The sequence below is a fragment of the Nonomuraea sp. CA-218870 genome, from assembly GCF_050936535.1.
In the GTDB taxonomy this organism is placed as follows: domain Bacteria; phylum Actinomycetota; class Actinomycetes; order Streptosporangiales; family Streptosporangiaceae; genus Nonomuraea; species Nonomuraea corallina.
Window position 1 is genome coordinate 1,131,481 of sequence record NZ_JBNJMN010000002.1, and the last position, 21,712, is coordinate 1,153,192.

At 70.7% G+C, this 21,712-nt stretch carries 21 protein-coding genes and 2 CRISPR repeat arrays; of the genes, 20 read left to right on the forward strand and 1 reads right to left on the reverse strand.

What is annotated here, in order from left to right; all coding sequences use genetic code 11:
- Positions 1-69: 69 nt before the first annotated feature.
- The 18 genes from ACQEUU_RS33960 (at position 70) to ACQEUU_RS34045 (ending at position 15,760) form a co-directional block, all read left to right on the forward strand.
- Positions 70-621 (forward strand): hypothetical protein, encoded by a 552-nt coding sequence (locus ACQEUU_RS33960; RefSeq protein WP_270155169.1) that lies wholly within the window; start codon positions 70-72, stop codon positions 619-621.
- Between the two features lie 90 nt (positions 622-711).
- The gene (locus tag ACQEUU_RS33965; RefSeq protein ID WP_433073740.1) at positions 712-1,845 is read left to right on the forward strand and encodes a DUF932 domain-containing protein; all 1,134 of its coding nucleotides are present in this window, start codon (positions 712-714) and stop codon (positions 1,843-1,845) included.
- A 94-nt stretch (positions 1,846-1,939) separates the two neighbouring features.
- Positions 1,940-2,410, forward strand: a complete 471-nt coding sequence (locus ACQEUU_RS33970; protein WP_270157530.1) for a hypothetical protein — start codon at positions 1,940-1,942, stop codon at positions 2,408-2,410.
- On the forward strand, positions 2,407-3,396 hold the full coding sequence (locus ACQEUU_RS33975; RefSeq protein ID WP_270157529.1) for a hypothetical protein: 990 nt from the start codon (positions 2,407-2,409) through the stop codon (positions 3,394-3,396). The genes ACQEUU_RS33970 and ACQEUU_RS33975 overlap by 4 nt, the downstream gene beginning before the upstream one ends.
- The gene (locus ACQEUU_RS33980; protein ID WP_270157528.1) at positions 3,396-4,676 is read left to right on the forward strand and encodes a hypothetical protein; all 1,281 of its coding nucleotides are present in this window, start codon (positions 3,396-3,398) and stop codon (positions 4,674-4,676) included. Before ACQEUU_RS33975 ends, ACQEUU_RS33980 begins: the two co-directional genes overlap by 1 nt.
- Positions 4,673-5,170, forward strand: a complete 498-nt coding sequence (locus tag ACQEUU_RS33985) for a hypothetical protein (RefSeq protein WP_270157527.1) — start codon at positions 4,673-4,675, stop codon at positions 5,168-5,170. Before ACQEUU_RS33980 ends, ACQEUU_RS33985 begins: the two co-directional genes overlap by 4 nt.
- Before the next feature lie 327 nt (positions 5,171-5,497).
- Positions 5,498-6,808: direct repeats of the CRISPR family, unit length 29 nt; unit sequence GTGCTCCCCGCGCACGCGGGGATGGTCCC.
- Positions 6,809-7,015: 207 nt separating this feature from the next.
- Positions 7,016-7,288: direct repeats of the CRISPR family, unit length 29 nt; unit sequence GTGCTCCCCGCGCACGCGGGGATGGTCCC.
- A gap of 670 nt (positions 7,289-7,958) precedes the next feature.
- A complete protein-coding gene (locus ACQEUU_RS33990) occupies positions 7,959-9,146 on the forward strand; it encodes an FAD-dependent monooxygenase (protein WP_433073745.1) in 1,188 nt (395 codons plus the stop codon).
- Positions 9,143-9,382 (forward strand): hypothetical protein, encoded by a 240-nt coding sequence (locus ACQEUU_RS33995; RefSeq protein WP_433073748.1) that lies wholly within the window; start codon positions 9,143-9,145, stop codon positions 9,380-9,382. Before ACQEUU_RS33990 ends, ACQEUU_RS33995 begins: the two co-directional genes overlap by 4 nt.
- A 75-nt stretch (positions 9,383-9,457) precedes the next feature.
- Positions 9,458-10,066 (forward strand): DUF4192 family protein, encoded by a 609-nt coding sequence (locus ACQEUU_RS34000; protein ID WP_433073751.1) that lies wholly within the window; start codon positions 9,458-9,460, stop codon positions 10,064-10,066.
- 183 nt (positions 10,067-10,249) lie between these two features.
- Entirely contained in the window at positions 10,250-11,053 is an 804-nt protein-coding gene (locus tag ACQEUU_RS34005; RefSeq protein WP_433073753.1) for a hypothetical protein, read from the forward strand.
- Positions 11,054-11,638: 585 nt separating this feature from the next.
- A complete protein-coding gene (locus ACQEUU_RS34010; protein WP_433073756.1) occupies positions 11,639-11,827 on the forward strand; it encodes a hypothetical protein in 189 nt (62 codons plus the stop codon).
- 89 nt (positions 11,828-11,916) lie between these two features.
- Positions 11,917-12,405, forward strand: coding sequence for a single-stranded DNA-binding protein (locus tag ACQEUU_RS34015; RefSeq protein ID WP_433073758.1), 489 nt, complete (start codon positions 11,917-11,919; stop codon positions 12,403-12,405).
- 138 nt (positions 12,406-12,543) lie between these two features.
- Entirely contained in the window at positions 12,544-12,891 is a 348-nt protein-coding gene (locus ACQEUU_RS34020) for a hypothetical protein (protein WP_433073760.1), read from the forward strand.
- 5 nt (positions 12,892-12,896) lie between these two features.
- Complete coding sequence (locus ACQEUU_RS34025; protein WP_433073763.1) at positions 12,897-13,196, forward strand: hypothetical protein; 300 nt, start codon at positions 12,897-12,899, stop codon at positions 13,194-13,196.
- Positions 13,196-13,627 carry a hypothetical protein gene (locus tag ACQEUU_RS34030; protein ID WP_433073766.1) on the forward strand — a complete coding sequence of 144 codons (432 nt, stop codon included), beginning with the start codon at positions 13,196-13,198 and terminating at the stop codon, positions 13,625-13,627. Before ACQEUU_RS34025 ends, ACQEUU_RS34030 begins: the two co-directional genes overlap by 1 nt.
- Positions 13,606-13,914, forward strand: coding sequence for a hypothetical protein (locus ACQEUU_RS34035; RefSeq protein ID WP_433073769.1), 309 nt, complete (start codon positions 13,606-13,608; stop codon positions 13,912-13,914). The genes ACQEUU_RS34030 and ACQEUU_RS34035 overlap by 22 nt, the downstream gene beginning before the upstream one ends.
- A 206-nt stretch (positions 13,915-14,120) precedes the next feature.
- The gene (locus tag ACQEUU_RS34040; RefSeq protein ID WP_433073772.1) at positions 14,121-14,753 is read left to right on the forward strand and encodes a hypothetical protein; all 633 of its coding nucleotides are present in this window, start codon (positions 14,121-14,123) and stop codon (positions 14,751-14,753) included.
- Between the two features lie 413 nt (positions 14,754-15,166).
- Positions 15,167-15,760, forward strand: coding sequence for a hypothetical protein (locus ACQEUU_RS34045; protein ID WP_433073775.1), 594 nt, complete (start codon positions 15,167-15,169; stop codon positions 15,758-15,760).
- Positions 15,761-15,842: 82 nt separating this feature from the next.
- Here ACQEUU_RS34045 and ACQEUU_RS34050 read toward each other — a convergent pair whose 3' ends face one another.
- Complete coding sequence (locus ACQEUU_RS34050; protein ID WP_433073778.1) at positions 15,843-16,283, reverse strand: hypothetical protein; 441 nt, start codon at positions 16,281-16,283, stop codon at positions 15,843-15,845.
- A gap of 886 nt (positions 16,284-17,169) precedes the next feature.
- Between ACQEUU_RS34050 and ACQEUU_RS34055 the strand changes: the two genes are divergently transcribed.
- Both ACQEUU_RS34055 and mobF read left to right on the forward strand, forming a co-directional pair.
- The gene (locus ACQEUU_RS34055; protein WP_433073781.1) at positions 17,170-17,385 is read left to right on the forward strand and encodes a hypothetical protein; all 216 of its coding nucleotides are present in this window, start codon (positions 17,170-17,172) and stop codon (positions 17,383-17,385) included.
- Between the two features lie 256 nt (positions 17,386-17,641).
- The gene (gene mobF, locus ACQEUU_RS34060) at positions 17,642-21,655 is read left to right on the forward strand and encodes a MobF family relaxase (RefSeq protein ID WP_433074493.1); all 4,014 of its coding nucleotides are present in this window, start codon (positions 17,642-17,644) and stop codon (positions 21,653-21,655) included.
- The last annotated feature ends 57 nt before the right edge of the window (positions 21,656-21,712 follow it).

Genomic DNA, 21,712 nt, shown 5'->3' on the forward strand with positions numbered 1-21,712 from the left:
CACCGAGTTCCGGCATTCCCGCCAACGACGCGAAGGACCTGACATGACCTGTACCGACGCGGAGGTCCGGTGACCATGGCCAGCCGTGGATTCGTCGGCTTCGTCACCGACCACACCGAGAAGATCGCCTACAACCACTTCGACTCCGGCCCGGACGGCATCGGCCTGCTCGTGCTGGCGTGGCTGCGCACCGCCGCGAAGACGCCCGACCTGCTGCGCGAGCGTGTCGCCGCCCTGCGGGTGGTCCGCTCCGACACCCGGCCCACCGTGGAAGACATCGAGCGGCTGGGCGAGTACGCCGACGACCTCTCCTCCTGCGGCGTCACCTCCTGGGTGGAACTGCTCTGGAAAACCCAGGGCGGCCCCGAGGCGATGCTGCGCGCGGGCGTCATCGAGGACGCCTCCTGCTACCCCGTGGAGTCCTCCGACTGCGAGTGGGGCTACCTCGTCGACCTCGACACCCAGGTCTTCGAGGTGTACCGGGGCCGGCAGGCCGCCCCGCACAACCGAGGCCGCTTCGCCACCCGGCCGCACCCCCACGATCACTATCCGGCGGCCCTGGTCACGGGCTGGCGATTCGACCAACTGCCGAGCGACGAGGAATTCCTCACCACGCTGTAACCCCCACCCCCTGCCCCTCTGGGTCCCGGCCGCCCGCCAGGCGGCCGGGACCTTCCCTTTCCGCCCACTCTCCCGAAAGTGAGCCCTCCCATGAGTTCCGCGTCCGCACCCACGCTGACCACCCGCAACGCGGCCCTGGAAGACCTCGTCGACCTGCTGCGCCACCAGCAGGCGCACAAGGTCGACGTCGTGGTCCACAGCGACCAGATCCGCGCCGAAGGCGCCCGCCTGCGCATCAGCACCGCGCCGCTGCTGTCCGAGCGCGGCGTCACCACCACCGCCGGGCTCTACACCCCCACCACGGTGTGCGACGGCGGCGTGGCCGGCAAGCTCGCCATCCCGCTGCCGTACCTGCGCCGCCTGCGCGAGCACAAGCCCGACCTGTACGACGCGAACGTCAACGGCTGGCTCGCCGACGCCGACCGGCGCTTCCTGCTGCGCGGCCTGCGCGGCGACGGCGAGCACGGCATCGCGCGGGCCTTCCTGTCCGACAGCTACCGCATCATCGACAACTTCGACGTCCTCATGGCGGCCCTGGACGGCGTGCGCCAGAGCGGCGTGCAGGTCCAGATCGACGGCTGCGACCTGACCGAACGCCGCATGTACGTCCGCGTGGTCTGCGAGCAGGTCCGCGCCCTCGCCCCGGACCTGCTGCGCGACTACCGCAGCCCGTTCACCGGCGAGCGCGGCGCCGACAACCCCGTCGTGTTCGCCGGGTTCGTCATCACCAACAGCGAGGTCGGCGAAGGCGCGTTCACCATCGTGCCGCGCCTGGTGGTACAGGTCTGCCGCAACGGCATGACCATCAACGCCGACGCCGCCCGGCACGTCCACCTCGGCGGACGCATGGACGAGGGCGTGGTGCGCTGGAGCGCCGACACCCAGGACAAGAATCTGGCCCTGATCACCGCCCAGACCCGGGACGCGATCACCACCTTCCTCGACCTCGACTACGTCCGCGTCAAGCTGGAGCAGCTGGCCCGGATGTCCGGCGCCCGCGTCGCCGACCCTGCCGCGACGATCGAGCTGGTGGCCAAGAAGCTCTCCTACACCGAGGAACAGCAGCGGCAGATCCTGTCCCACTTCATCCAGGGCGGCGACACCAGCGCCGGCGGCGTCATGCACGCCGTCACCAGCGTCGCCCGGACGCTGCCCGACGCCGACACCGCGCACGAGATGGAAGGCCAGGCCGTGCGCGTGCTGCACCTGGCCGCCGGCGCCTGAACCCCTTGTCTCCGCGGCCTCCGGTCCGTCTTCCCTCCGGGACCGGGGGCCGCGGTCCCTTCGTGCGTACCTTTTTCGGATTGGAGGCACTGTGGTGTGCCTGTCTGACCTGCCCGGCCCGTACCCGCTGCCGGTGCCGCGCGCCCACGCGCTCATCTCCGACATCCAGGCGATCGAGGACATCTACCGCACCCTCCTGGCCGCCTACGGCAACTGGGGACCGGACACCCTCGCCGCCATCAGCGCCATCATCACCGCGACTGGCCGCAGCATCGTTGACGTCGAAGCCATCACCGCCGACATGATCGAGGACGCGGTCACCGGCTGGCCGATCGCCCGCATCCAGGCCAACCAGATCACCGGCTACGTCCGCCAGACCTTGGACGGCGGCATCCTGGTCGAGCTGTACACCCGCGACCGGCGCGCCGACCGTCAGCTACGCGTCACCGTCGACGGGCAACTCCTGTACGGACCCGCGCTGACTCAGGCCTGCGACGCCGACCGTTCAACCACGACCTCCACCACGGCCGCGCAGGCGGAGCAGGAGACGGGGCAACAGCGATGAGCGCGGATGCCCCGGCCCGCCCCGGCGCCGCGCCGGACGACCCCGTCCACGAACACGATCCCGACGCCCCCCAGCATGCCGTCGCCACCGGCAACGGCCGCTACTACAGCGACCCGGCCACCGGCGCGCTCCTGATCTCGGTCACCAACGTGCTGGCCACCATGGCCAAGCACGCCCTGGCGCCGGCGGCCGCCAAGCACACCGCCGAATGGTTCGCCGAACACCTGCCCGCCGCGCTCCGCGCCGCCGCCGACCCCGACGACCTGGCCGACTTCGTCAAACAGGCCAAAACCGCCTATCAGATCGAGTGGGAGCGGCGAATGCGGCTTGGGACTCGCGTCCATCGCCAGGCCCAGGCCGTCAACCTTCAGGCGCCGATCGCGCCGGACCCCGAAGCCGAACCGTTCCTCGGCTCCTACCGGCAGTGGCTGACCGACTTCGGCCTCGACATCCCCTCCGACATCGCCTCCGACATCGTCACCGCCGAGTGCACCATGCTCAACCGCGACCTCGGCTACGGCGGCACCAGCGACCTGTGGGTGAACCTGAGCTTCCCCACCCCGACCTCGCCGCTGGTACCCCGGTTCAAGCCCCGCTCGGTGCCGGCCGCACCGCTGCCCACCCCGTCCGGGCTGTGGCTGGTCGACATCAAGACCAGCCTCAAACATCCCGCCTCGGCGGTGTGGGAGGAGTACCCGCTGCAGCTCGCCGCGCTGCGGCACGCGACGGTGGCGCTGGCCTGCCCGCCCGCGTGCCGCTACGGCGCCACCGACCACCACGACGGCACCCACGAGTTCCCGGTCCCGCAGTTCGTCGGCGCCGCGGTGCTCAACCTGCGCACCACCGGCTACGGGTTCATCCCACTACCCGCCGACGACGCGGCGTTCGCCGCCTTCCGCGGGCTGCAGCCCGTCACCGCCTACCTGCACCGGACCGACCTGCGCGGCCGCAAGCCCATCCAACCGCCCACCAGGAAGGAGTCATGATGCCGATCCACCCCCGCATGTTCGAGCGGATGAAACGCCAGCAGCGCGCCCACTGGCCCGACGGCCACATCCGCATCGGCGACAGCGTCCCCACCGAGCACGGCGTACGCCCGCGCAAGCTGTCGACCTTCCGCTTCACCTCCCCGTCCCGCCCGCTCATCGAGGCCGCCGCCGACCTGTACGGCGGCACCGTCGCCGAGATGACCCGGGGCATGGACAAATGGCAGGTCACCACCACGGCCGACGAGATCCCCGTGCTGCTGCCGCCGCACTCGGTCACCCAGTGGATGGAGTACTGGGACGGCCCCTACTGCGAACGCCGCTGCGACGGCGAGACCATCGAACAGAAGTCGGGGCGGCCCTGCCTGTGCCGGGCTGAGGGGCGGCTGCGGTGCACGGTCAAGACCCGGCTGTCGGTCCTGCTGCAGGACGTGCCCAGCCTGGGCACGTGGCTGCTGGTCAGCGGCGGATTGAACGCCGCCGAGGACCTGCCGGACCGGGCCGCCTTCATCGAACGCGCCGGCGACTACATCGACGCCATCCTGCTCGTCACCGAAACTCGCACCCTGAAGGACGGCAAGCCCGTCACCTTCCCGGTGCCGCGGCTGCGGGTGGAGGGCATCTCACCCCGGCAGCTGATGACCGGCACCGTACCGGCGCGTTCCGAGCTGGCGCGGCGCAACGCGCCCGCGCTGCCCCGCGGCCACAGCACCCAGCCGCCCGACGCACCCGACGAGGGCGACCCCTCCGGCCAGACGCTGCCGGACTACCTCGCGCTGGCTGCCGCCGCGACCACTCCCGAGCGGATACGCGTCATCTGGCGTCAGGCACTCGAGGCCGGACACCTCACCCCAGAGTTGCGCACCGTGCTCAACACCGTGGGCGCCGCGCTTACAGCCCGGCAACAGGAGCCGGCCGGCCCCGAGGGCGTCGACGAGGCGCCTGCTGGAAAGCACGACCCCGCCGAGACGCCTGCCGCACCAGATCCGGCCGAGAGCGACGCCATCCCGGGGCCCACCCCCCAGGTACAGGCCGAGTGGCTACGCCACCAGATCCTCCACAGCTGGCCAGGCGGCCTCACGGAGCTGCACGACACCTTCCACGCGATGACCGGCACCACGATGCGACGGGCCAATCTCGATCAACTGCAGACCTTCGCCACCACCCTGCACCGGCAACTCGTCGGCGAACAGGACCACGAGGTCGTCGACGCCGACCTCATCGAAGACCAGCAGGCTGCCCACCCCGCGGCCGAAGGGTCGCGCCAGGACCCACGATGAAGGGAATCGCCATGACCACCGATTCTGCCCAGCGGCTTCGCCACCGCCAGGCGGCCTGGCGGGGCTTCGACCGCATCACCGCCATCAAAACCCGCCCGGACTCCGGCGAACGCTGGTGGCAGTTCCATTACCGCAGCCGGTGCGGAACGGGCTGCTGCTACGCCGGCCATGTCGCCCTCGCTGCCGGCGGCAAGTGGCTCGTGCACATCCGCGACCACCGGATGCTCATTGACGACACTCCCGTCACCGAGGCCGACCTCCCGGCCGTGCCGTACTCGCTCTGGCAGTACATGCTCGCCACCGACGACGACCCCGTGCACCTCGTACGGGAGGTGCGCGGCAAGCGTGTCATCCACGTCAGTCACCGAGCTGCCCATCTCATCGGCCTCGATCCCGAAGCCGAGCACCACGACGAGGGTGGGCTTTTCGAGTCCGACAACACTCGCGGAGATCTGGAGAGGCTTATTGCTCAGCAGGTCGGTCCTCGCCCGTAGTCGGTGTCCTCCACCTCTTGACCATTGAGGGTGGCGTAAGCGTACGAATCGACGCCGTGTTCCACCCGCCCGTACGCGCTGGTGCGGGTCGTGAGACGAAGAACGGCTCCCAGCCGTTGACAGCATGATTTCCTTGACGTGACGCGGACCAAGTGACGGCAGCCGCCAGCACGCTGATCTCAGATTTGGTGATCAGAGTCTGCCTGAGATGCTACGTGGCAACAGTTCCGGATGTGGGGCTATATGGATCTTATGGGTAGAATGTCTGACTCTTCAAAAGTGCTCAGAATCGGCTTCGTTGCTCTGTAAACCCGCAGGTCGTCGAGGGTGCTCCCCGCGCACGCGGGGATGGTCCCCTGGTCGGCGGGGAACCAGGAGGCGGGGACGGGTGCTCCCCGCGCACGCGGGGATGGTCCCGATCTACGCATCCCACCTCCTTTGCTTGCACGGTGCTCCCCGCGCACGCGGGGATGGTCCCACGCGGCCGTCGGCCGCGCCACAGCCGGGCGAGTGCTCCCCGCGCACGCGGGGATGGTCCACGCTGCTGCACTACGACCTGTCGGCGGGCAAGTGCTCCCCGCGCACGCGGGGATGGTCCCGGCAAGCTGGACGCCCGGATCAAGGCAGCCGTCGTGCTCCCCGCGCACGCGGGGATGGTCCCATGCCGGGCAGTTGGGCGAACCACTGCACGATGTGCTCCCCGCGCACGCGGGGATGGTCCCGAGCTCGATCTGGCCGTAGTCGGCCACGACCAGTGCTCCCCGCGCACGCGGGGATGGTCCCATCTCCGCGATCTTGCGGCCCTCGCGACCGGAGTGCTCCCCGCGCACGCGGGGATGGTCCCTTGAACCGCTTGAACTTCCGGGGGATGGCCAGGTGCTCCCCGCGCACGCGGGGATGGTCCCCGCATCTTGGACTCCGTGGGATGGCCGGCGGAGTGCTCCCCGCGCACGCGGGGATGGTCCCCCGCCCGCGTGGACGTGGAACCGGGGACGGTCGTGCTCCCCGCGCACGCGGGGATGGTCCCCCGTCATGAACGTAAGCCGCCGCCAACTGGATGTGCTCCCCGCGCACGCGGGGATGGTCCCCAGGACGGCAGGCCGTTCGATGACGAAGAGGAGTGCTCCCCGCGCACGCGGGGATGGTCCCGCGGCGAAATGGACGCAGATCGCAGACGTGATGTGCTCCCCGCGCACGCGGGGATGGTCCCCGGCAGGCCAGGAACAGCTCGCCGAGGCGTTCGTGCTCCCCGCGCACGCGGGGATGGTCCCGCTCGTAAAAAACACGAACACAAGTAGGTGTGGTGCTCCCCGCGCACGCGGGGATGGTCCCCGGGCACCGACCGAAAGGACCCGTCATGCAAGGTGCTCCCCGCGCACGCGGGGATGGTCCCCCGTCCCGGTGACTGCCGACACCTCCGCCGGAGTGCTCCCCGCGCACGCGGGGATGGTCCCGAGAACGTCTTGCACCCCTCCTCCTCCAGGGCGTGCTCCCCGCGCACGCGGGGATGGTCCCGGTGCTCTTCCTCTGAGCTATGCGACCTTGGCGTGCTCCCCGCGCACGCGGGGATGGTCCCCGCTCGTGCAGGTGGACGACTCCAGCACGCTGGTGCTCCCCGCGCACGCGGGGATGGTCCCCACGAGGTCGATAGCCTGCGGGAGAACCTCGGGTGTGTCAACGACGGTCGAATCCTGACCCCCTAGCGACGTCTGAATCTTGACCCCCTGCTGTTGTCGTTGACTATCGTTTGTGCTCAGGCCGGGCCGGTGGGACGCGGCCCAGGTCGCGGTTCTTCAGCCGGTAGCTGTCTCCTTTCAGCGAGATCACAGACGGCCGATCGCCCGGGTGCTCCCCGCGCACGCGGGGATGGTCCCGAGAACGGCGTGTCGGGCCTGCGCTGCGGGGGGTGCTCCCCGCGCACGCGGGGATGGTCCCTGGCTCATGCAAGCGGCGTACGCCGGCCAAGCGTGCTCCCCGCGCACGCGGGGATGGTCCCGGCTTCCTGCTCGGGTCCGGCACCCCGTACCGGTGCTCCCCGCGCACGCGGGGATGGTCCCTCGGGGGTCCCGTCCGCGTGCCGGAGGGTGATGTGCTCCCCGCGCACGCGGGGATGGTCCCTGCTCATGTGCTCCCCATCGAGATCGAGGGGGTCTGCTCCCCGCATGATCAGGAGCGGTCGTTGCCCTGGTCCAGCACCTGGCTTCGCTCGGCTTCGATGACCACGCCGGTGACTCGCACGCGTCGGGGAATGTATCCCAGCCGGGCTCACCGCAGAGGTGATCAGGCGGGTGTGGGCGATTCCGGCGGGCCTTCTCGGCCCCCGCGTGTACGGACCAGACCGCTATCCGCTGAAGGAGCGTCCGCTGCTGGTCAGGCGAGTCGTGCATCTGTCCAAGGACATCGCGGAACGAGCCGGAGCACTGTCTTGATCGCATCATGAACTGCTCCAGCCAAGTGAACTTCGGCTCGACGCGGCTGACCGCCTGGCATGCTCTGGCCAGCACGACGGTGACCCCTTCCGGGCTTCGCAGCCTGCGACACGGTCGCCGCTCCCGCAACCCTGCTCTCGCCCCCGCACAGCGGGGCCTTCGGAGGGCGAGGTCTGGCGATCCATAGATCTTTTGCTGGCGCAAAACATCTTGAACCCGCCAGACACGCACGGTTGCGGGCGCAGCTCCCCGCGTCGCTGACGGCCGCCGCCGGAAGGGGAACCCCCGCCGCACTCAGCCCTCCGAGATGCCAGGGCCCCTCATCCGGCAGCCCATCAGCCATCCGGCAAGGAGCTGCCATGTCCTCGCTCGCCCCCGTACGCCCCGCACCGTCCTGCCAGCCTGACGACCAGCCCGCGATTGTCATCGTCGGAGCCTCCATCACCGGCCCCACCCTGGCCCTGTTACTCCACCAGGCCGGCCTGACGAACGTGACCGTCCTGGACGCCTCCACCCACCTGCACGCGCAGGCCGGCGGCGTCATCGGCCTGGAGCACACCGCCCTGGACGTCCTGGACTCCATCGGCGTCCCGCAGCACGAGTTCGTCCCCTTCACCAGCGAGCGCGTGGTTGCGGTCAAGGTCGCCGACCGTCGCGAGACCGGCCGCACCCACACCTTCTACCCGGGCCGCTCCACCGCCTGGCACCTGATCAACACCGCGCTGCTGCAGCGCCTCCCCAAGGGATGGCTGCGCCTGGGCCGCCGCGTCCACGGACTCACCCCCGGTCCGGACGGCCGCGCCCAGCTGCAGATCGCCGACGCTGACCCGATCAGCGCCGACCTGGTGGTCTTCGCCGACGGCCGCCGCTCGACCGGTCGTCGCCTGCTCGACCCGGGCCGGGAGCTCCGCTACGGCGGTTACGTCGCCTGGCGCGGCCAGGCGCCCACCGTCCCGCAGGCCCTGCACGACTACACCCGCATCGAACCGTACGGGGCCGGCTTCCACTTGTTTCCGATCCAGCGGCGTGACGGCGGCATCGCCACCGACTGGACCTTCTACCTCAACCACTCCGAGCAGGAGTTCCGTACCCTGCTGGCCGCCGATCCCACCCGCCGCACCTACGTCCTGCCGCAGCAGATCACCGCGCACGCCCGCGAGCACGTCTCCGGCCACGCCCGGCAACTGCTGCCCACCGCAGCCGCCGACATCATCGAAGCCACCACCGCCTGGACCGCCGCCCCCATCGTCGACATCGCCCCACCCGAGCGCATGGTGTACCCGGTCGGCCGCCACGCCCACGCCGTCCTGCTGGGCGACGCGCTCGCCCCGGTCCGGCCCAACACCGCACGCGGCGCCAACAACGGCATCGAGCAGGCCACCTCCCTGGCCGCCACCTTGCGGCAGCACCTGCGCTACGGCGCCGACCTGCCGGTGGCGCTGGAAGGCTGGCAGCGCCGTGCCCTGCCCGCCGTGCACGAGGCGCTGGAACTCGGCCCCAAGCTGGGCGCCGCACTCGGCCTCGGACACCATCCGGCACCGGCATGACCGGCGAGTTCCGGCCGGCCCGCGCCATCGAGCCGGGCTGGCACGTCCGCCTCGCCGCCGGCGACACCCCGGACGGCGGCGGGTGGATGCCCGTCCAGGCCCGCATCGACACCGTCGACCACCTCGGCCGGCTGCGCATCTGGTTCCTCGGCGACGACCGGGCGGCCATGGCCTACGCCGACGACCTGGTCTTCAGCCGCACCCCCGACGAGGCGGCCCTCGCCCGCCATCCGTGAACGCCCTCGCCCATCGTGTCCGCCGTCCGGGGGACCGGCCCCCGGACAGCGGCTGGATCGATCAAGGAGCCTGCCATGACCTCCGCCAACCTGCCCACCCCCCAGCCGGACGCAGACCGCGCCGCACGGCTGCGACACCTCACCCGCCGGCTCGCCACCGAACTCGCCGACCAGCTCAGCACCCAACCGCCGACCGGCCAGATCGTGCACGAGGCTCGGGCCCGGCTGCAGGAGGCAATCAGCCGTTACCGCGACGGCGGGAGCGTGGATGACGCCACCGCCATCCGCCTCAGCATGGACCTGCGGATCATCCGCGTCCGCGACGAAGCCTGGCTGGCCTCGCAGGTCGAGCCGGTCGTCATGACCGCTGTGCTGCTGGATGTGGCCGATCGGATCGAGCCCGCGTTCCTGGCTCCGGTCGGCTCCCTGCTGGCCTTCACCGCTTGGCACCTCGGCGAACGGGACACCGCCTGCCGCGCCGTCACCGAGGTTCTGGCAAGGGAGCCCTTCTACTCGATGGCCCTGCTGGTTCAGATGGCGCTGCAGCACAACGTGCCCGCAGGAGCCCTTCGCGACCGCATGCCCACGCTCGGCGAGATCGACATCATGATGGGGCCGCCCCGGCCGGACTGGCTCCAGCCGTTGCAGCAGACTCTGGCCGGCTATCTCAAGTCCGCCCGCTGAACAACGTCACCACCGGCTGGGATCGTTCGTGAAACAGCTGGACTGAGGCTGGCAGGAGCTTGTCCTTTCCTGTCTCGTTCCAGCCCCCGCGGGCGCACGATCTCCGCCCGGGGCCGCTCCTCTTGATCGCTTGTAGGGTGAGGCGTTCGCACCCCTGTCCTACGAACCTCCCAGGATGCGCCCGTGTTATCTCGTCACCGTTCAGCCCTGCCCGCCCTGCTCCTCACCGGTCTGTACGGCGCCGCGCTGACGCTCGCCGTCGTCATCGCCCTGATCTCGGGCGACCTCGGCCCGTTGCGGTGGCTGACGCTGTTCGCGGCCGTGAGCGAAGGCATCGCGGCGACAGGACAGAACGTGCTCCTCCTGGTCCTGGCCGGGCTGTTCTGGGCATGGGGGATCTGGCAGGTCCTGCGCGGGCCGCTGGCGGGGCCGCCAGCTCAGCAGGACCGGAACACCCTGCGGTTACGGGTGGCGCTCTACGTCGCGACCGCTACGGCGTGGCTGCTCCACCTCGTCCCGCCGGGCATCTGGGCGGTTGCCTCGGTGCTCGACACCGGGGCGATGTGGGTGGTCGTGTTGCTGTTCATGCGCGTGCTGGGCGGCGACCGGGAGTACGCGAGGGGCGCGGGGGTGCTCGGGTACGGCGGGTTCACCGTCTTCGGCGTCCTCGACCTCGTCGACTGGTCCGTCCCGGATGGGGCGGAGCTGGTTTGCGGCCTGGCCATCCTGGTCTGGACGGTGCTGGTCCTGCGGGCCCAGGCGTGCGACGACCGCTGGGGGACGGCGACCGTCGCGTACGGCATCGCCGCCCTGGTGGCGCCGATCTTCCTGATCCTGGCGGCGTTGCCGTTCCCGGACCAGGAAAGCGCCGTCGAGGCTCTCGGTGTGGTCTCGAGTGTCCTGATCATGATTTGGCTGGCCCGCTCCGCCCATGACCTCGCCGTCCCGCGTCTCAAGCCGGCCGCCGAGGCGACGTTGGAGGCATGAGCCGACGAGTGGTCGCATTGTCGGCCGGTCGCCGCCGGTGATGGCATGGTGATTCGTCCGGCCGATCTTGAGCACGCCCCCGAGACCACCATGGCAAGCGATCTTCTCGTCCTGCGCCCAAGCAGGCCGGCCCTTCGTGGGCGACTCCATCGCGCGGCGCACGCGCTCATGTCGACGGTGACCGGTCGAGCCGCTCACCGAGCCGCTCGGACATCGGACGCGCCCGGGGCCGGCCGAGCCGGACGAGCACGTCGCCGTAGTCCCGTGCTGGTGGCCGAGGTCCGGCGCCGAAGGTGCGGTCGAATCTGACGCCGGTGGTCGGCCCTGCCGTATGCGCCTGCCGGTCACCCGCCCCTCATTTCGGACCGGTCAGCCTCGCAGGCACGTTCCTCCAGGCAAGGCGGCTTTCGCTCCGCTCACCCCGTACGGTCAAGATCTTTTGGCGCAAGAGCAGGAACGGGCGCCAAAACATCTAGCCCATACGGGGCCGCCGCCTTGCCTTCCGTCACTTCCACCTGCGTGTCCTCCCTCACCGAAACGCGGAACGGCCGCCCAGCAGGGGCACCGTACGAAAAGGAGCCGGACATGCGACTCAGCCTCGACCTCCCTCTCTACGCCACCGACATCACCGCCTGCACCCGCTGCGGCAACGAGGTCACCCTCCAGCACAGCTGGAAGACCCTCGACGGTGGCCGTATCTGCCTGGGGTGCGTGTGCGAGGCCGTCGAGGCCTACCGCCAGTCCACGGTCGCCGACCGCGAGATCCCCTTCTAGCCCCCGGCCGGTGACGGGGGCTCCGGCCTCCGCCACCTTCCGCCCCTCGTTTCGGAACCCGCCGTAACCACTGCACAGGAGGAAGACCCATGGCAGCAGGCGACACCGTCATCACCATCGTCGGCAACCTCGTCGACGACCCCGAGCTCCGCTTCACCCCGACGGGGCAGGCGGTCGCCCGGTTCCGCATCGCCTCCACCCCGCGGTACATGGACCGCGAGTCGAATGAGTGGAAGGACGGCGACAGCCTCTTCCTGACCGCCAACGTCTGGCGGCAGGCGGGGGAGAACGCCGCCGAGTCCCTGACCCGCGGCATGCGCGTCATCGTCCAGGGCCGGCTCCGGCAGCGCTCGTACGAGACCAAGGACGGCGACAAGCGCACCGTGTACGAGATCGAGGTCGACGAGATCGGCCCGTCCCTGCGCCACGCCACTGCCAAGGTGGCCAAGACCCGGCGCAACCGCCCGAACACTCCGCCGCAGGACAGTCCGTGGGAGAGCACGCTGCCCGAGCGGCCGCAGGCCAACGGCGAGCCGGTTCCCGCCGGCGCGGCGGCCGGTGACGAGCCGGACTTCTGACACCTACAGGGCCCGCCCGGCTTCCCTCCGGGCGGGCCCTTCGCCCTCATCCCACTCGATCCCTTTCGCTTCGCCGCGCCTGCGGCCGTCCGCCTGTCGGAGGCAACGGCGGCCCGTCATGGAAGGAGAACGATCTCGATGTTGACGACCTCCACGCGCGCGGACCTGACGGATCTGCTGAACTTCGTCGGCGCTGTGCTCAACGAGTCTGGCGCGGATCTGCGCCCCGCTCTGCTGCATGTCATCGACGAGCTGGCTCGCCTGCTCAGCGACGAGATCGACGAGCGTGAGCTCGCCTGCGTGCTCGGCAACACCCCCACGCCCGCTCCCGGCCGTTCCGCAACCGCCGGGGAGATCCTCTCCGTGCCCGGCCGCGGCTCCGCTGTCGTGCTGGCCGTCCGGGAAGGGGGAGCGCTGCTCAAAGTCCGCGCCGCTGGCGAAATCCGCCATATCCGGCGTACGCCCGATGGGTGGGCGGACCTGTGATGTCCGTGAGCGACCCCGGAGAGCACGAGCCGCTCCCGTTCGAGGGGCACATGCTTCTGCTCACCGAATGCTGCCGGTGCGGCGTGCGTCCGCTCCTCGTCGACCCCGACCATGCCGTATCCGTCCTGATCCATCAGGCCACCGGCACCCCGGTCGGCCCCGACGGCAATCCGGCCCGGCGCGGCGATCCCCTCGTCCAGCGCCAAGCCCTGTGCCCCGCCTGCGCCCGGCTGTGCCGGCAGGCCACCGCGCAGCGCAAGCTCGTGTCCTGGCCCCGGCGGCCGTCGCCCGGAAAGCTCACATGATGCGCCACGTAGTCCAGTTCTCCGGCGGCATCGGCAGTTGGGCGGCCGCTCAGCGCGTCGCGGCCGTGCACGGGACCGAGCGGCTGACCTTGCTGTTCGCCGACACTCTCGTCGAGGACGACGACCTGTACCGGTTCAACCGGGACGCCACCGCCCAGCTCGGCGTCGACCTCACCGTCGTCTGCGACGGCCGCACCCCGTTCGAGGTGTTCGCCGACGTCCGCTTCCTCGGTAACGCCAGGATCGCCCCCTGCTCGTACTGGCTGAAGCAGAAACCCTGCCGCGACTGGCTCACCGCCCACGCCGACCCGCGCACCACCATCGTGTACGTCGGCATCGACTCCTCCGAAAGACACCGCATCCCCGGCATCCAGAAGGGCTGGGCACACCGTGGCGGGTGCGCTTCCCGATGGCCGAGCCGCCCCTCCTGACCCAGGAACAGATGCTGCAGGCCGCCCGAACGCTGGGCGTGCGCCCGCCCCGCCTGTACGAGCAGGGCTACCGGCACAACAACTGCGGCGGCAGTTGCGTAAGGGCCGGTCAGCGGCAATGGCTGCACCACCTGCGCACGCATCCCGACCGCTTCCTGCGCGCCGAGCACGAAGAGAACCGGCTACTCGCCGAACTTGGCGACGTCGCCATCCTCAAGCGACGACGGCACGGAGTGACGCGCCCGTTGCCGCTGGCCGAGCTGCGCCGCCGCGCTCAGGCCGCCTGAGATTCACCGCCGGCTGACTTCCCGGCCGGACGCTCGCGCCGGATGGGCCCGCGCTTGCTTGGGCCTACCACGGAACCCCGGCGCGGGGGCGCCGCCGCCAGAGCCCTTCCAGGCGCGGCCGGCCCCCGCGCCTGGAACCCGTGGTCGATGCGGCCCACGCGCGGGCCACTCCGGCCCGCCGCACCGACCTCTTGAAGGAGAACGCGGTGACCGACGACCCCGCCGCCCGCTGGCGGCACATCGAGATCGTCCTGGACCGGTCCGGGTCCATGCACCCGATCACGGCCCAGACCGAAGCGGGCCTGCGCGCCTTCCTGCAAGCACAGCGGGAGGTGCCCGGCCGCACCACCGCCACCCTGTACCAGTTCGACGACGTCGGCGAACTCGTCTTCAGCAACGTGGAACTGGCCGAGGTGCCGGAGATCCGGCTGCAGCCGCGCGCCGCCACCGCCCTGTTCGACGCGATCGGCGACACCATCGAGCGGGCCCGCACCCTGGTGCTGGCACTGCCCAAGCCGGAACGCCCTGAGGAGATCATCACGGTCATCCTGACCGACGGCGCGGAGAACTCCTCCCACCGCTACGACGCGCCGCGCCTGCGGGCCTGGATCGAGGAACTGCAGGCCAAGAAACGCAAGTGGGTGTTCGTCCTGCTGGGCGCGGGCTCCTACGTCACCAGGCTCGCCGGCCTGCTCGGCATCCGGCAGGAGACCACCATCCACTACGACCACGACCTCAGCCAGACGGCGCTGTCCACCGCCGGCGAGATGGTCCGCCGGGGCAGCCTCAGTGGCCGGTACGGCTTCACCGACGAGGACAGGACCGCCACCCGGCACTGAGCCTCAGGCGGTGTGCTGGCGGCCGCGATCACCAGCGGCCGTCAGCATGCCCCGGGGCTCCACGCAGCTGACACGCAGGCCTCCTCAGGGGCGCCGGGGGTGCGGCATCCGGGCAGTAGCAGGCTTCTCCTTTCCGGCTTCGCAGCCTGCGGCACTGTGGCGCGCCCCGCGACCGTCCTCTCGCCCCGCTCTGCGGATCCTGGTGGGCGAGTTCTGCCTGTTTCAAGATCTTTTGCTGGCGCAAAACATCTTGAAACAGGCAGAACCGAACGATCGCGGGCCCGCTTCGCCGTGCCGCTGTCGGCTCTTCGCCGGAAGGGGGAAGCCCGCCGCCTCGGCCCGGGGTTCTCACCCCTCAAGCCCTTCTTCCGGCAGCCCATCCATCAGCACGGGAACAAGGAGAACTCTCCATCATGCTGCCCGAGGTGAAGGCGTTCTTCGACGCCATCGACGACCGGAATCTCCACATCGAGACCGACCGCGTGTACCGCGCACATCCGGTTCCGGACTGGGACCACACCATGTCTCCCGACCAGGTCGCGGCCTACTCCGAAGCGCAGGACAAGCGGGACGCCGCCCTGCGCGAGGTGGAGAAGGCGTACAAGACCAGGCACGCCGAGGCACACCAGAAGCTGGCCGCCTCCGAGGACCCGCTGCTGCGCTTCCTCCTCACCGATCCGGAGGTGAAGGCCTACCCCCAGCACGTGCACGACGTGCTGAAGGCGCTGCCGATGAGCCGTGAGGAGATGGAGGAGTTCGGCGAGCGGCAGGGGTGGTGCCGCGAGTTCGAGCGCCTGTTCAAGCGCGCGGACGAGGCCGGCGTCCTGCCCGAGCCGACCCCGGACCTGGCGGACGTCGAGCCGCTGGTACGCGAGGCCGCGAACCGGTTCGGCACAGATGAGCGCCGCCTGCGCACCCTCGTCAAGAAGCACCTGCCCGACATCCTCGCCAGCGCCTCGGCCAAGGCCACGCAGCGAGCGCCGGAGGGCCAGACGACGCCCGCGTAAGGACGCCGAGGGCGGCGTGGCGGACGTACGAACTCCGCCACGCCGCTCCTGGGCAGCGGCTGAACACGGCAAGGCCGAACTTTCAGCTCTTGCCTGTGTCGTCGCCCGGCTCGACTCCCAGCCTCTCCAGCCGGGAGCGGATGGCGCCGCGGCTGCGGCCGAAGACCTGCATCAGATCCCGGACGGTGGTGCCAGGAGCCGCGGCCAGGTCTTTGAGCCGCTGGTCGTCCTCGGGGGTCCAGGGGCGGTGCGAGTTGCTGTGCGTGTGCCGCCGCTCCTGCAATGTCGGTGTCCGCCGGTTTCCGGCGAGCGCGGCCTGGCCGCCGGTCAGCAGCTGGATGAGCACCGGCAGGTGGGCCGCCGGGATGGGCTCGGCTGTGCTGAAGTCGGCGAGGAGCTGGCCGTCGGCGTCGTTGCCGCGCAGCTCGATGTGCAGCCGATCACCATCGACGGTCAGGGTCAGCTCGTAGCGGTGACCGTCCTGGTCGGCATGCAGACGTACCTGGGACAGGGAGGCGGGCACGGGATCTCCTTCGAGGGCAGGCGGGGGCGAAGTCTCACGGACGCGGCCGACCACGGCGGCGCCAAGCCGGCGCCGCCGTCCTCTCCCGGACGGCCAGGTCATGATCTCGAAGCGCATGAGCTTCACTCACTTGATTATCGAACAGATGCGCCAGAAGGTCTCACCCTTAATCACAGGGGAAGCCGCGCCGTGGGCGATCAGGCAAGCCCGCTGCCTGGAGGGGAGGGGCGATTGTCCGGACCGGCTGGCCGCCGTACCGCGGCCGGCCAGTATCGGGGCGCTTGAGGCTGCGCTCTTCCCTCGTCGCTCAGTCGCTTCGCTCCATCGCTCCTCAGTCCAGAGCACAGCCCGCCCCTCCAGGCCGGCCGCTTCTACCGTGCGACGCCGTACGTTGGTCCCGACGAGCGCCGTCGTCCCTGCCCACCGACCCGGATCTACCTCGCCGTAGCGGGCTCGCCAGCCCAGATCTTCCGCGCACAGGGCGCTCGCTGCGCGAGCGTCGCACACGATCGGCCTGCGGCCGACCCGGTGCGCGGCGCGCTCCACTTCGGCGCAACTTCGGCTCCGCTGGCGCTCCGCCTTCGTCACGCCTACGCTCCGCGCGGCACCTCGCCCTCCCTTGCGGTCCCCGGCTCTCGCCAGCGCCCGCCCGCGGCTCGCCGTCGCGCAGGCGGCACTTTCGCACCTCCGTCTGGTGTCCCGAACAAGGTCAGCCTCGCAGGCCGTCACTGCGGACAACCTGCCCCTTGCAAGATCTTTTGCTGCGCAAAACATCTTGACGGTCAAGTTGTCCTTCGCTCCTTCGCCTGCGAAGTCGCCCTCGCCGGGACACCCAAGGCCGGTGCCGCTCACGCAAGCGGCCCCCTTCAGCAGACAGGAGCCCCTCATGCGCAACACCTTCCTCCGCACCATCGCCCTCGATTGGGGCACTCTCATCGCCGCAGCGGGTATCGCCCTCGGCGTTCTCGTACTCGTCGGGTTCGGCGCCGCCGTAGTCAGTATCCAGCGCGACGACCGGCGCGGCGTTCCGGCCGCATCTCCCACCTCCCCACGCAGGTTCAGGCGGCGCGTGCTGGGCACCCACACCCCGTCCGATCGATAAGCGGGATCCCGGCGAGGGGTGCGGAGGCACACGATCTCGGGAATCCGCACCCCCATCCCATCCCTCATCCCCCCAGGTGAGTACACCCCGGCGAGATCCTTACCTGCCGCCAACCCACCTGCAACCGGCATGATCTTGACGATCTATCTCACTCCTACGCAACCTGATCATGTCCTTGGACCAAGGTATCTGCGATGTTCGCGCCTGGTCCGCAGCCGTACCGGCCGCCAGGGGGAGGTGGATCGCCTTGGCTTGGGTGAGCGTGATCGGACCCTCCACGCAACAGGTGGAGTACCGACTGCAGGACGGCGCCGGATGCGGCGCCCACCGCGAGGATGACCGAGCTGAAGGCGCACCGCCCCAGCAACCGCACGAGCAGCTCACCTACCTGGCCGACGAACGCGGACTGATGTGGATCGGCCAGGGCTTGGGCGAGTTTGGCATCATCCCGCAGACCCCGCTCACCCCCGACCAGTACGCCACCGCCCGCGCGCTGATGAACGGCGTGCATCCGTGGAGCGGCGAGGTCCTGGTGCCCGCCAAGCACGCGGTCGACCCGCGCGCCAAGCTGCCCGCCGCACCGCTCCTGGCGGCGTTGGAAGCGGCCGCGGCCGAGCAGGGCACCACGGTGCAGGAGCGGTTATCCGACCGGCCCGCGGTGGCCAGGCGCGTGGCCCGCATGGCGCGCGGCATCTCCCGCCAAGGCGAGGCCCATCTCATGACGGTCACCGAGATCGAGCAGGTCGCCCGCGCCGCCGACCTCGACGTGGGGGAGGCGTACCCAGCCGACGAACTGGCCGCCGCACGCCGGTGGCGCACCGGTCGGGTACGCGTCGGCAACCGCGGCTACGACCTGACCCTGGACGTCGCCAAGAGCCTGTCGGTGCTGTACGGGCTGGCCGGGCGGGAGTTCGCCGCCGAACTGGAGACGGTGTTCGCCGACGCCGTGGTCGAGACAGTGGGGGCGGTGGAGGGCTGGGCCGCCTACGGGCTTCGCGGCCACCAGGGCGACGGCCAGGTAGCCGAGCGGGAGGAGTCGACCGGGCTGCTCGGATGGGTGATGTGGCACCGTACCGCCCGGCCAGTGGACGGCGCGGCACCCGACCCGCACCTGCACGCCCACGTGACCATCGCCAACCTGGTGCGCGGCCGCGGCGACGGCCGGTGGTCGGCGATCGCCGCCGGCGGCCGGGACATCCATCGGCACGCGCACGCCGCCGACGCCCTGCTCAAGGCCCGCATCCGCCGCGTCCTGACCGAGCGGTACGGCATCTCCTGGATCCGGGACCCGCACACCGGCGCCTGGGAGATCGCCGCTATCCCCGAACGGGTACGCGTCCTGTTCTCCAAGCGGGACGGGCAGGTCAAGGAGCTGCTGGCCCAGCTCGGCAAGCCGTATGAGCAGGCCTCGCGCCGGGCTCGCAAGGTGGCTGCCGCCGAGAGCCGCCAGCACAAACGAGACGACGTCGGGGACGTGGACCTGCGCGCGGACTGGCTCCGCCAGCTCTCAGCCGAGGGCATCGACGCGGACACGCTGATCCAAGCCTCCCAGCAGAGTGCCGCCCTGCCGCCGCGGCCGAGCACCGAACAGATCGCCGCCTGGATCTGGCGCGCCGGAGGAGGATTAACCGCGCATCGCAAGGTGGTGACCCGCGCCGATGTGCTGGCTGCGGTCATCGACGCGCTGCCCGACGGGGTAGCGGGCGTGGCCGATGCCGAGGCGCTCACCGACGAGGTCCTGCGGCACGCGCCCGCCGTGGAACTACCGGAATCCGGGCCGGGCCACCTGAGCAACGCCGAGCGTTTCACCTCCCAGGACGTCCTGGACGCCGAGAACGCGATCCTGGCCAGCGTACGACGCAGGTACGGCAGCGGCGTAGCCGTTCTCGACGCCCGGACGGTGCGCATGGCCGTCGACGCCTTCGAGGTCGGCAACGCCGTGGAGCTGTCCGGCGAGCAGCGAGCCGCTGTGGAGCGGGTGCTGGCCGGCGGGCACGGTGTCGAGGCGATCATCGGTGTGGCCGGCGCGGGCAAGACCACGCTCATGGCGGCCGTCAAGACCGCGTTCGAGGCGCACGGCCTCGTGGTGCGCGGCGCGGCCACCGCCGCAGTGGCGGCCGCGAACCTGACCGCCGAATCCGGCATCGCCTCACACACCGTCGCCGGCTGGCTGCGCCGCATCCGCGATCCCGACCGGCGAGGGCTGCGGGGTGTGGACGTGCTGGTGGTCGACGAGGGCGCGATGGTGGACGATCGCGAGCTGGCCGTGCTGCTGCAGGAGGCCGAACGCAGGGGCACCAAGATCGTGCTCGTGGGCGACCCGCTGCAGTTGCGCGCGGTCGGCGTCGGCGGCGGCTTCGGCGCGGTGCACCGCCAGATCGGCGGGCTGATACTGCGGCACAACCGCCGCCAGCGGGATCCGCTGGAACGCAAAGCCCTGGAGCTGTGGCGGGCCCACCAACGAGGTGAAGCCCTGTACGTGTGGAGCCAGGGCGAGCGGGTGCGTTTCGGGCGCGGCGCCGACGACACCATGGCCCGGCTGATCGCCGACTGGGCCGAGGCCAGGCAGTCCTATCGCACCGGTGACCGCGAGGCGGTGCACGACGAACTCGGCGACGTGCTGGTCCTGGCCGGCACCAACGAAGCCGTCGAACGGCTCAATCTGGCGGCTCGGGCTCTGCGGCGCGAGTTCGGCGAGATCACCGGGCCGGAGCGCACCTACCGGATCGCCGGCGGCCGTAGCATCACTCTGGCCGTCGGGGATCACGTCCGCGTACGGCGCAACGACTACCGGGCCCGGCGCGGCGAGGGCGAGCTCAACGTGCTCAATGGCTACCGCGGCACAGTGGTGGCCATCGACGCGCGCCACCGGGTCCAGGTCGAGTGGCGCCAGGCAGGCCCCGACGGGCCTGCCCTGGCCACCGAGTGGATCAGTCGGCGGTTCATCGCCGAGGGTGGTCTGTCGTACGGGACGGCGATGACGGTGGCCGCCGCGCAGGGGCTGACGACCGAGCACGCCCTGATCTACGGCATGGGCCTGGACCCGCACACGCTGTACTCGGCGATGGCCCGCGACCGCGCCACCGCCCGCCTGTATCTGCCGCTGGAACTGCTGGAAACCGACGCCGATCGCGCGCGTCACGGCGAGGTCAGGGGAGAGGACCATGAACTGCAGCGGGCGATGGAAGCCTACGCCGCCACCCTGGAAGGCGACCGCACGGACAAGCTCCTCACTCCCGAGCCCGAGCCGGTCGCCCCGCGCCCGGCCGGCGGACGGGAGAAGGAGATCAGCCGCGAGCATGCGGCCGACCGGGAGGTGTCTCGCGATGACGACGTCCCTGCGAGGGCTGGTGACGGCCAGCCGCGCGATGCTGAGCGTGAGGCGCTGGTCGCCGTGCGGCGGGCGGCGGCGGCCCTGGCGTTGGCCCAGTCGCGGTACGGGGTGGGCCTGCTCGCCGAGAGCGAGCTCCAGATGCGCCTGCACGAGCTGGACCGGCAGATCGCCGTCGCGGAAGCCGAGATCCGGGCCGCCGAGCGGGACCGGCGCCGGCTCGCCGAAGCCGGCGGCGGCCCCATCGAGAGCCGGCTGATCGCCAAGCGCGATCATGCGGCCGAGCAGGTCCGCAGAATCGAGGCGGCATCGTCGGCCGCCGAGCGACTGCATCAGGCCCTCGCCGCGGCGGCGGACGGCCGCCAGCTCGATGAGCTCCGTCAGCGTGAGCACGACCTCGCCGGCGAACTCGGCAAGCTGCGGCCGTGGCAACGGGCACGCCGCCGCGAGTTGGAAACTGAGTTGGCGGGCGTGGCGGACCAGCGGACGCAGCACCGGCAACGACGTGACGTCCTCGCCGAGAGCATGCCGGAGCTGCGGCAGGCCGCCCAGGAGGCGGCGGAACAGGCACCGCCGAAGGTCACCTGGCCGCTGGTACGGCGCCGTCGCGACGACCTGGATCGAGACTTCACCGCTGCTCAACGAAGTGCTCGTGCTCAGGATGTGGTTGATGCCGGGCGGCGGGAGGAGGCCGCCCGCGGGAATCGTGTGCTGTTGCGGCGCCAGCATGCTGCTGTGGAGCAGGAAGTCGCCCGGCGCAGGACGCTGTCTCCCGAGCGACGCAGTGTTGAAGCTGCTGTGCGCATAAAGCAATCCGCGGAGGCTCGCTCCGGGCGATACGTGGACCAGCCCCGTGACCTTCATCCCGAACGCGAGATGGAAAGTGCCCGTGGCCCGATCGAGAAGAAGCGAACCGTGATCAAGGGACACGATAGGTGACTGGTCTGATACTGCGCCAAATGCGTCCTGGTCGCTGGCCGAAAGGAAGGCGCCGGA

What these genes read in the sequence shown, in the direction of transcription:
- ACQEUU_RS33965 (WP_433073740.1), top strand. Translation starts at nt 712, where the DNA reads ATGAGTTCCGCGTCCGCACCCACGCTGACCACCCGCAACGCGGCCCTG.
- ACQEUU_RS33975 (WP_270157529.1), top strand. Translation starts at nt 2,407, where the DNA reads ATGAGCGCGGATGCCCCGGCCCGCCCCGGCGCCGCGCCGGACGACCCC.
- ACQEUU_RS33980 (WP_270157528.1), top strand. Translation starts at nt 3,396, where the DNA reads ATGCCGATCCACCCCCGCATGTTCGAGCGGATGAAACGCCAGCAGCGC.
- ACQEUU_RS33985 (WP_270157527.1), top strand. Translation starts at nt 4,673, where the DNA reads ATGAAGGGAATCGCCATGACCACCGATTCTGCCCAGCGGCTTCGCCAC.
- ACQEUU_RS33990 (WP_433073745.1), top strand. Translation starts at nt 7,959, where the DNA reads ATGTCCTCGCTCGCCCCCGTACGCCCCGCACCGTCCTGCCAGCCTGAC.
- ACQEUU_RS33995 (WP_433073748.1), top strand. Translation starts at nt 9,143, where the DNA reads ATGACCGGCGAGTTCCGGCCGGCCCGCGCCATCGAGCCGGGCTGGCAC.
- ACQEUU_RS34000 (WP_433073751.1), top strand. Translation starts at nt 9,458, where the DNA reads ATGACCTCCGCCAACCTGCCCACCCCCCAGCCGGACGCAGACCGCGCC.
- ACQEUU_RS34010 (WP_433073756.1), top strand. Translation starts at nt 11,639, where the DNA reads ATGCGACTCAGCCTCGACCTCCCTCTCTACGCCACCGACATCACCGCC.
- ACQEUU_RS34015 (WP_433073758.1), top strand. Translation starts at nt 11,917, where the DNA reads ATGGCAGCAGGCGACACCGTCATCACCATCGTCGGCAACCTCGTCGAC.
- ACQEUU_RS34020 (WP_433073760.1), top strand. Translation starts at nt 12,544, where the DNA reads ATGTTGACGACCTCCACGCGCGCGGACCTGACGGATCTGCTGAACTTC.
- ACQEUU_RS34030 (WP_433073766.1), top strand. Translation starts at nt 13,196, where the DNA reads ATGCGCCACGTAGTCCAGTTCTCCGGCGGCATCGGCAGTTGGGCGGCC.
- ACQEUU_RS34035 (WP_433073769.1), top strand. Translation starts at nt 13,606, where the DNA reads ATGGCCGAGCCGCCCCTCCTGACCCAGGAACAGATGCTGCAGGCCGCC.
- ACQEUU_RS34045 (WP_433073775.1), top strand. Translation starts at nt 15,167, where the DNA reads ATGCTGCCCGAGGTGAAGGCGTTCTTCGACGCCATCGACGACCGGAAT.
- ACQEUU_RS34055 (WP_433073781.1), top strand. Translation starts at nt 17,170, where the DNA reads ATGCGCAACACCTTCCTCCGCACCATCGCCCTCGATTGGGGCACTCTC.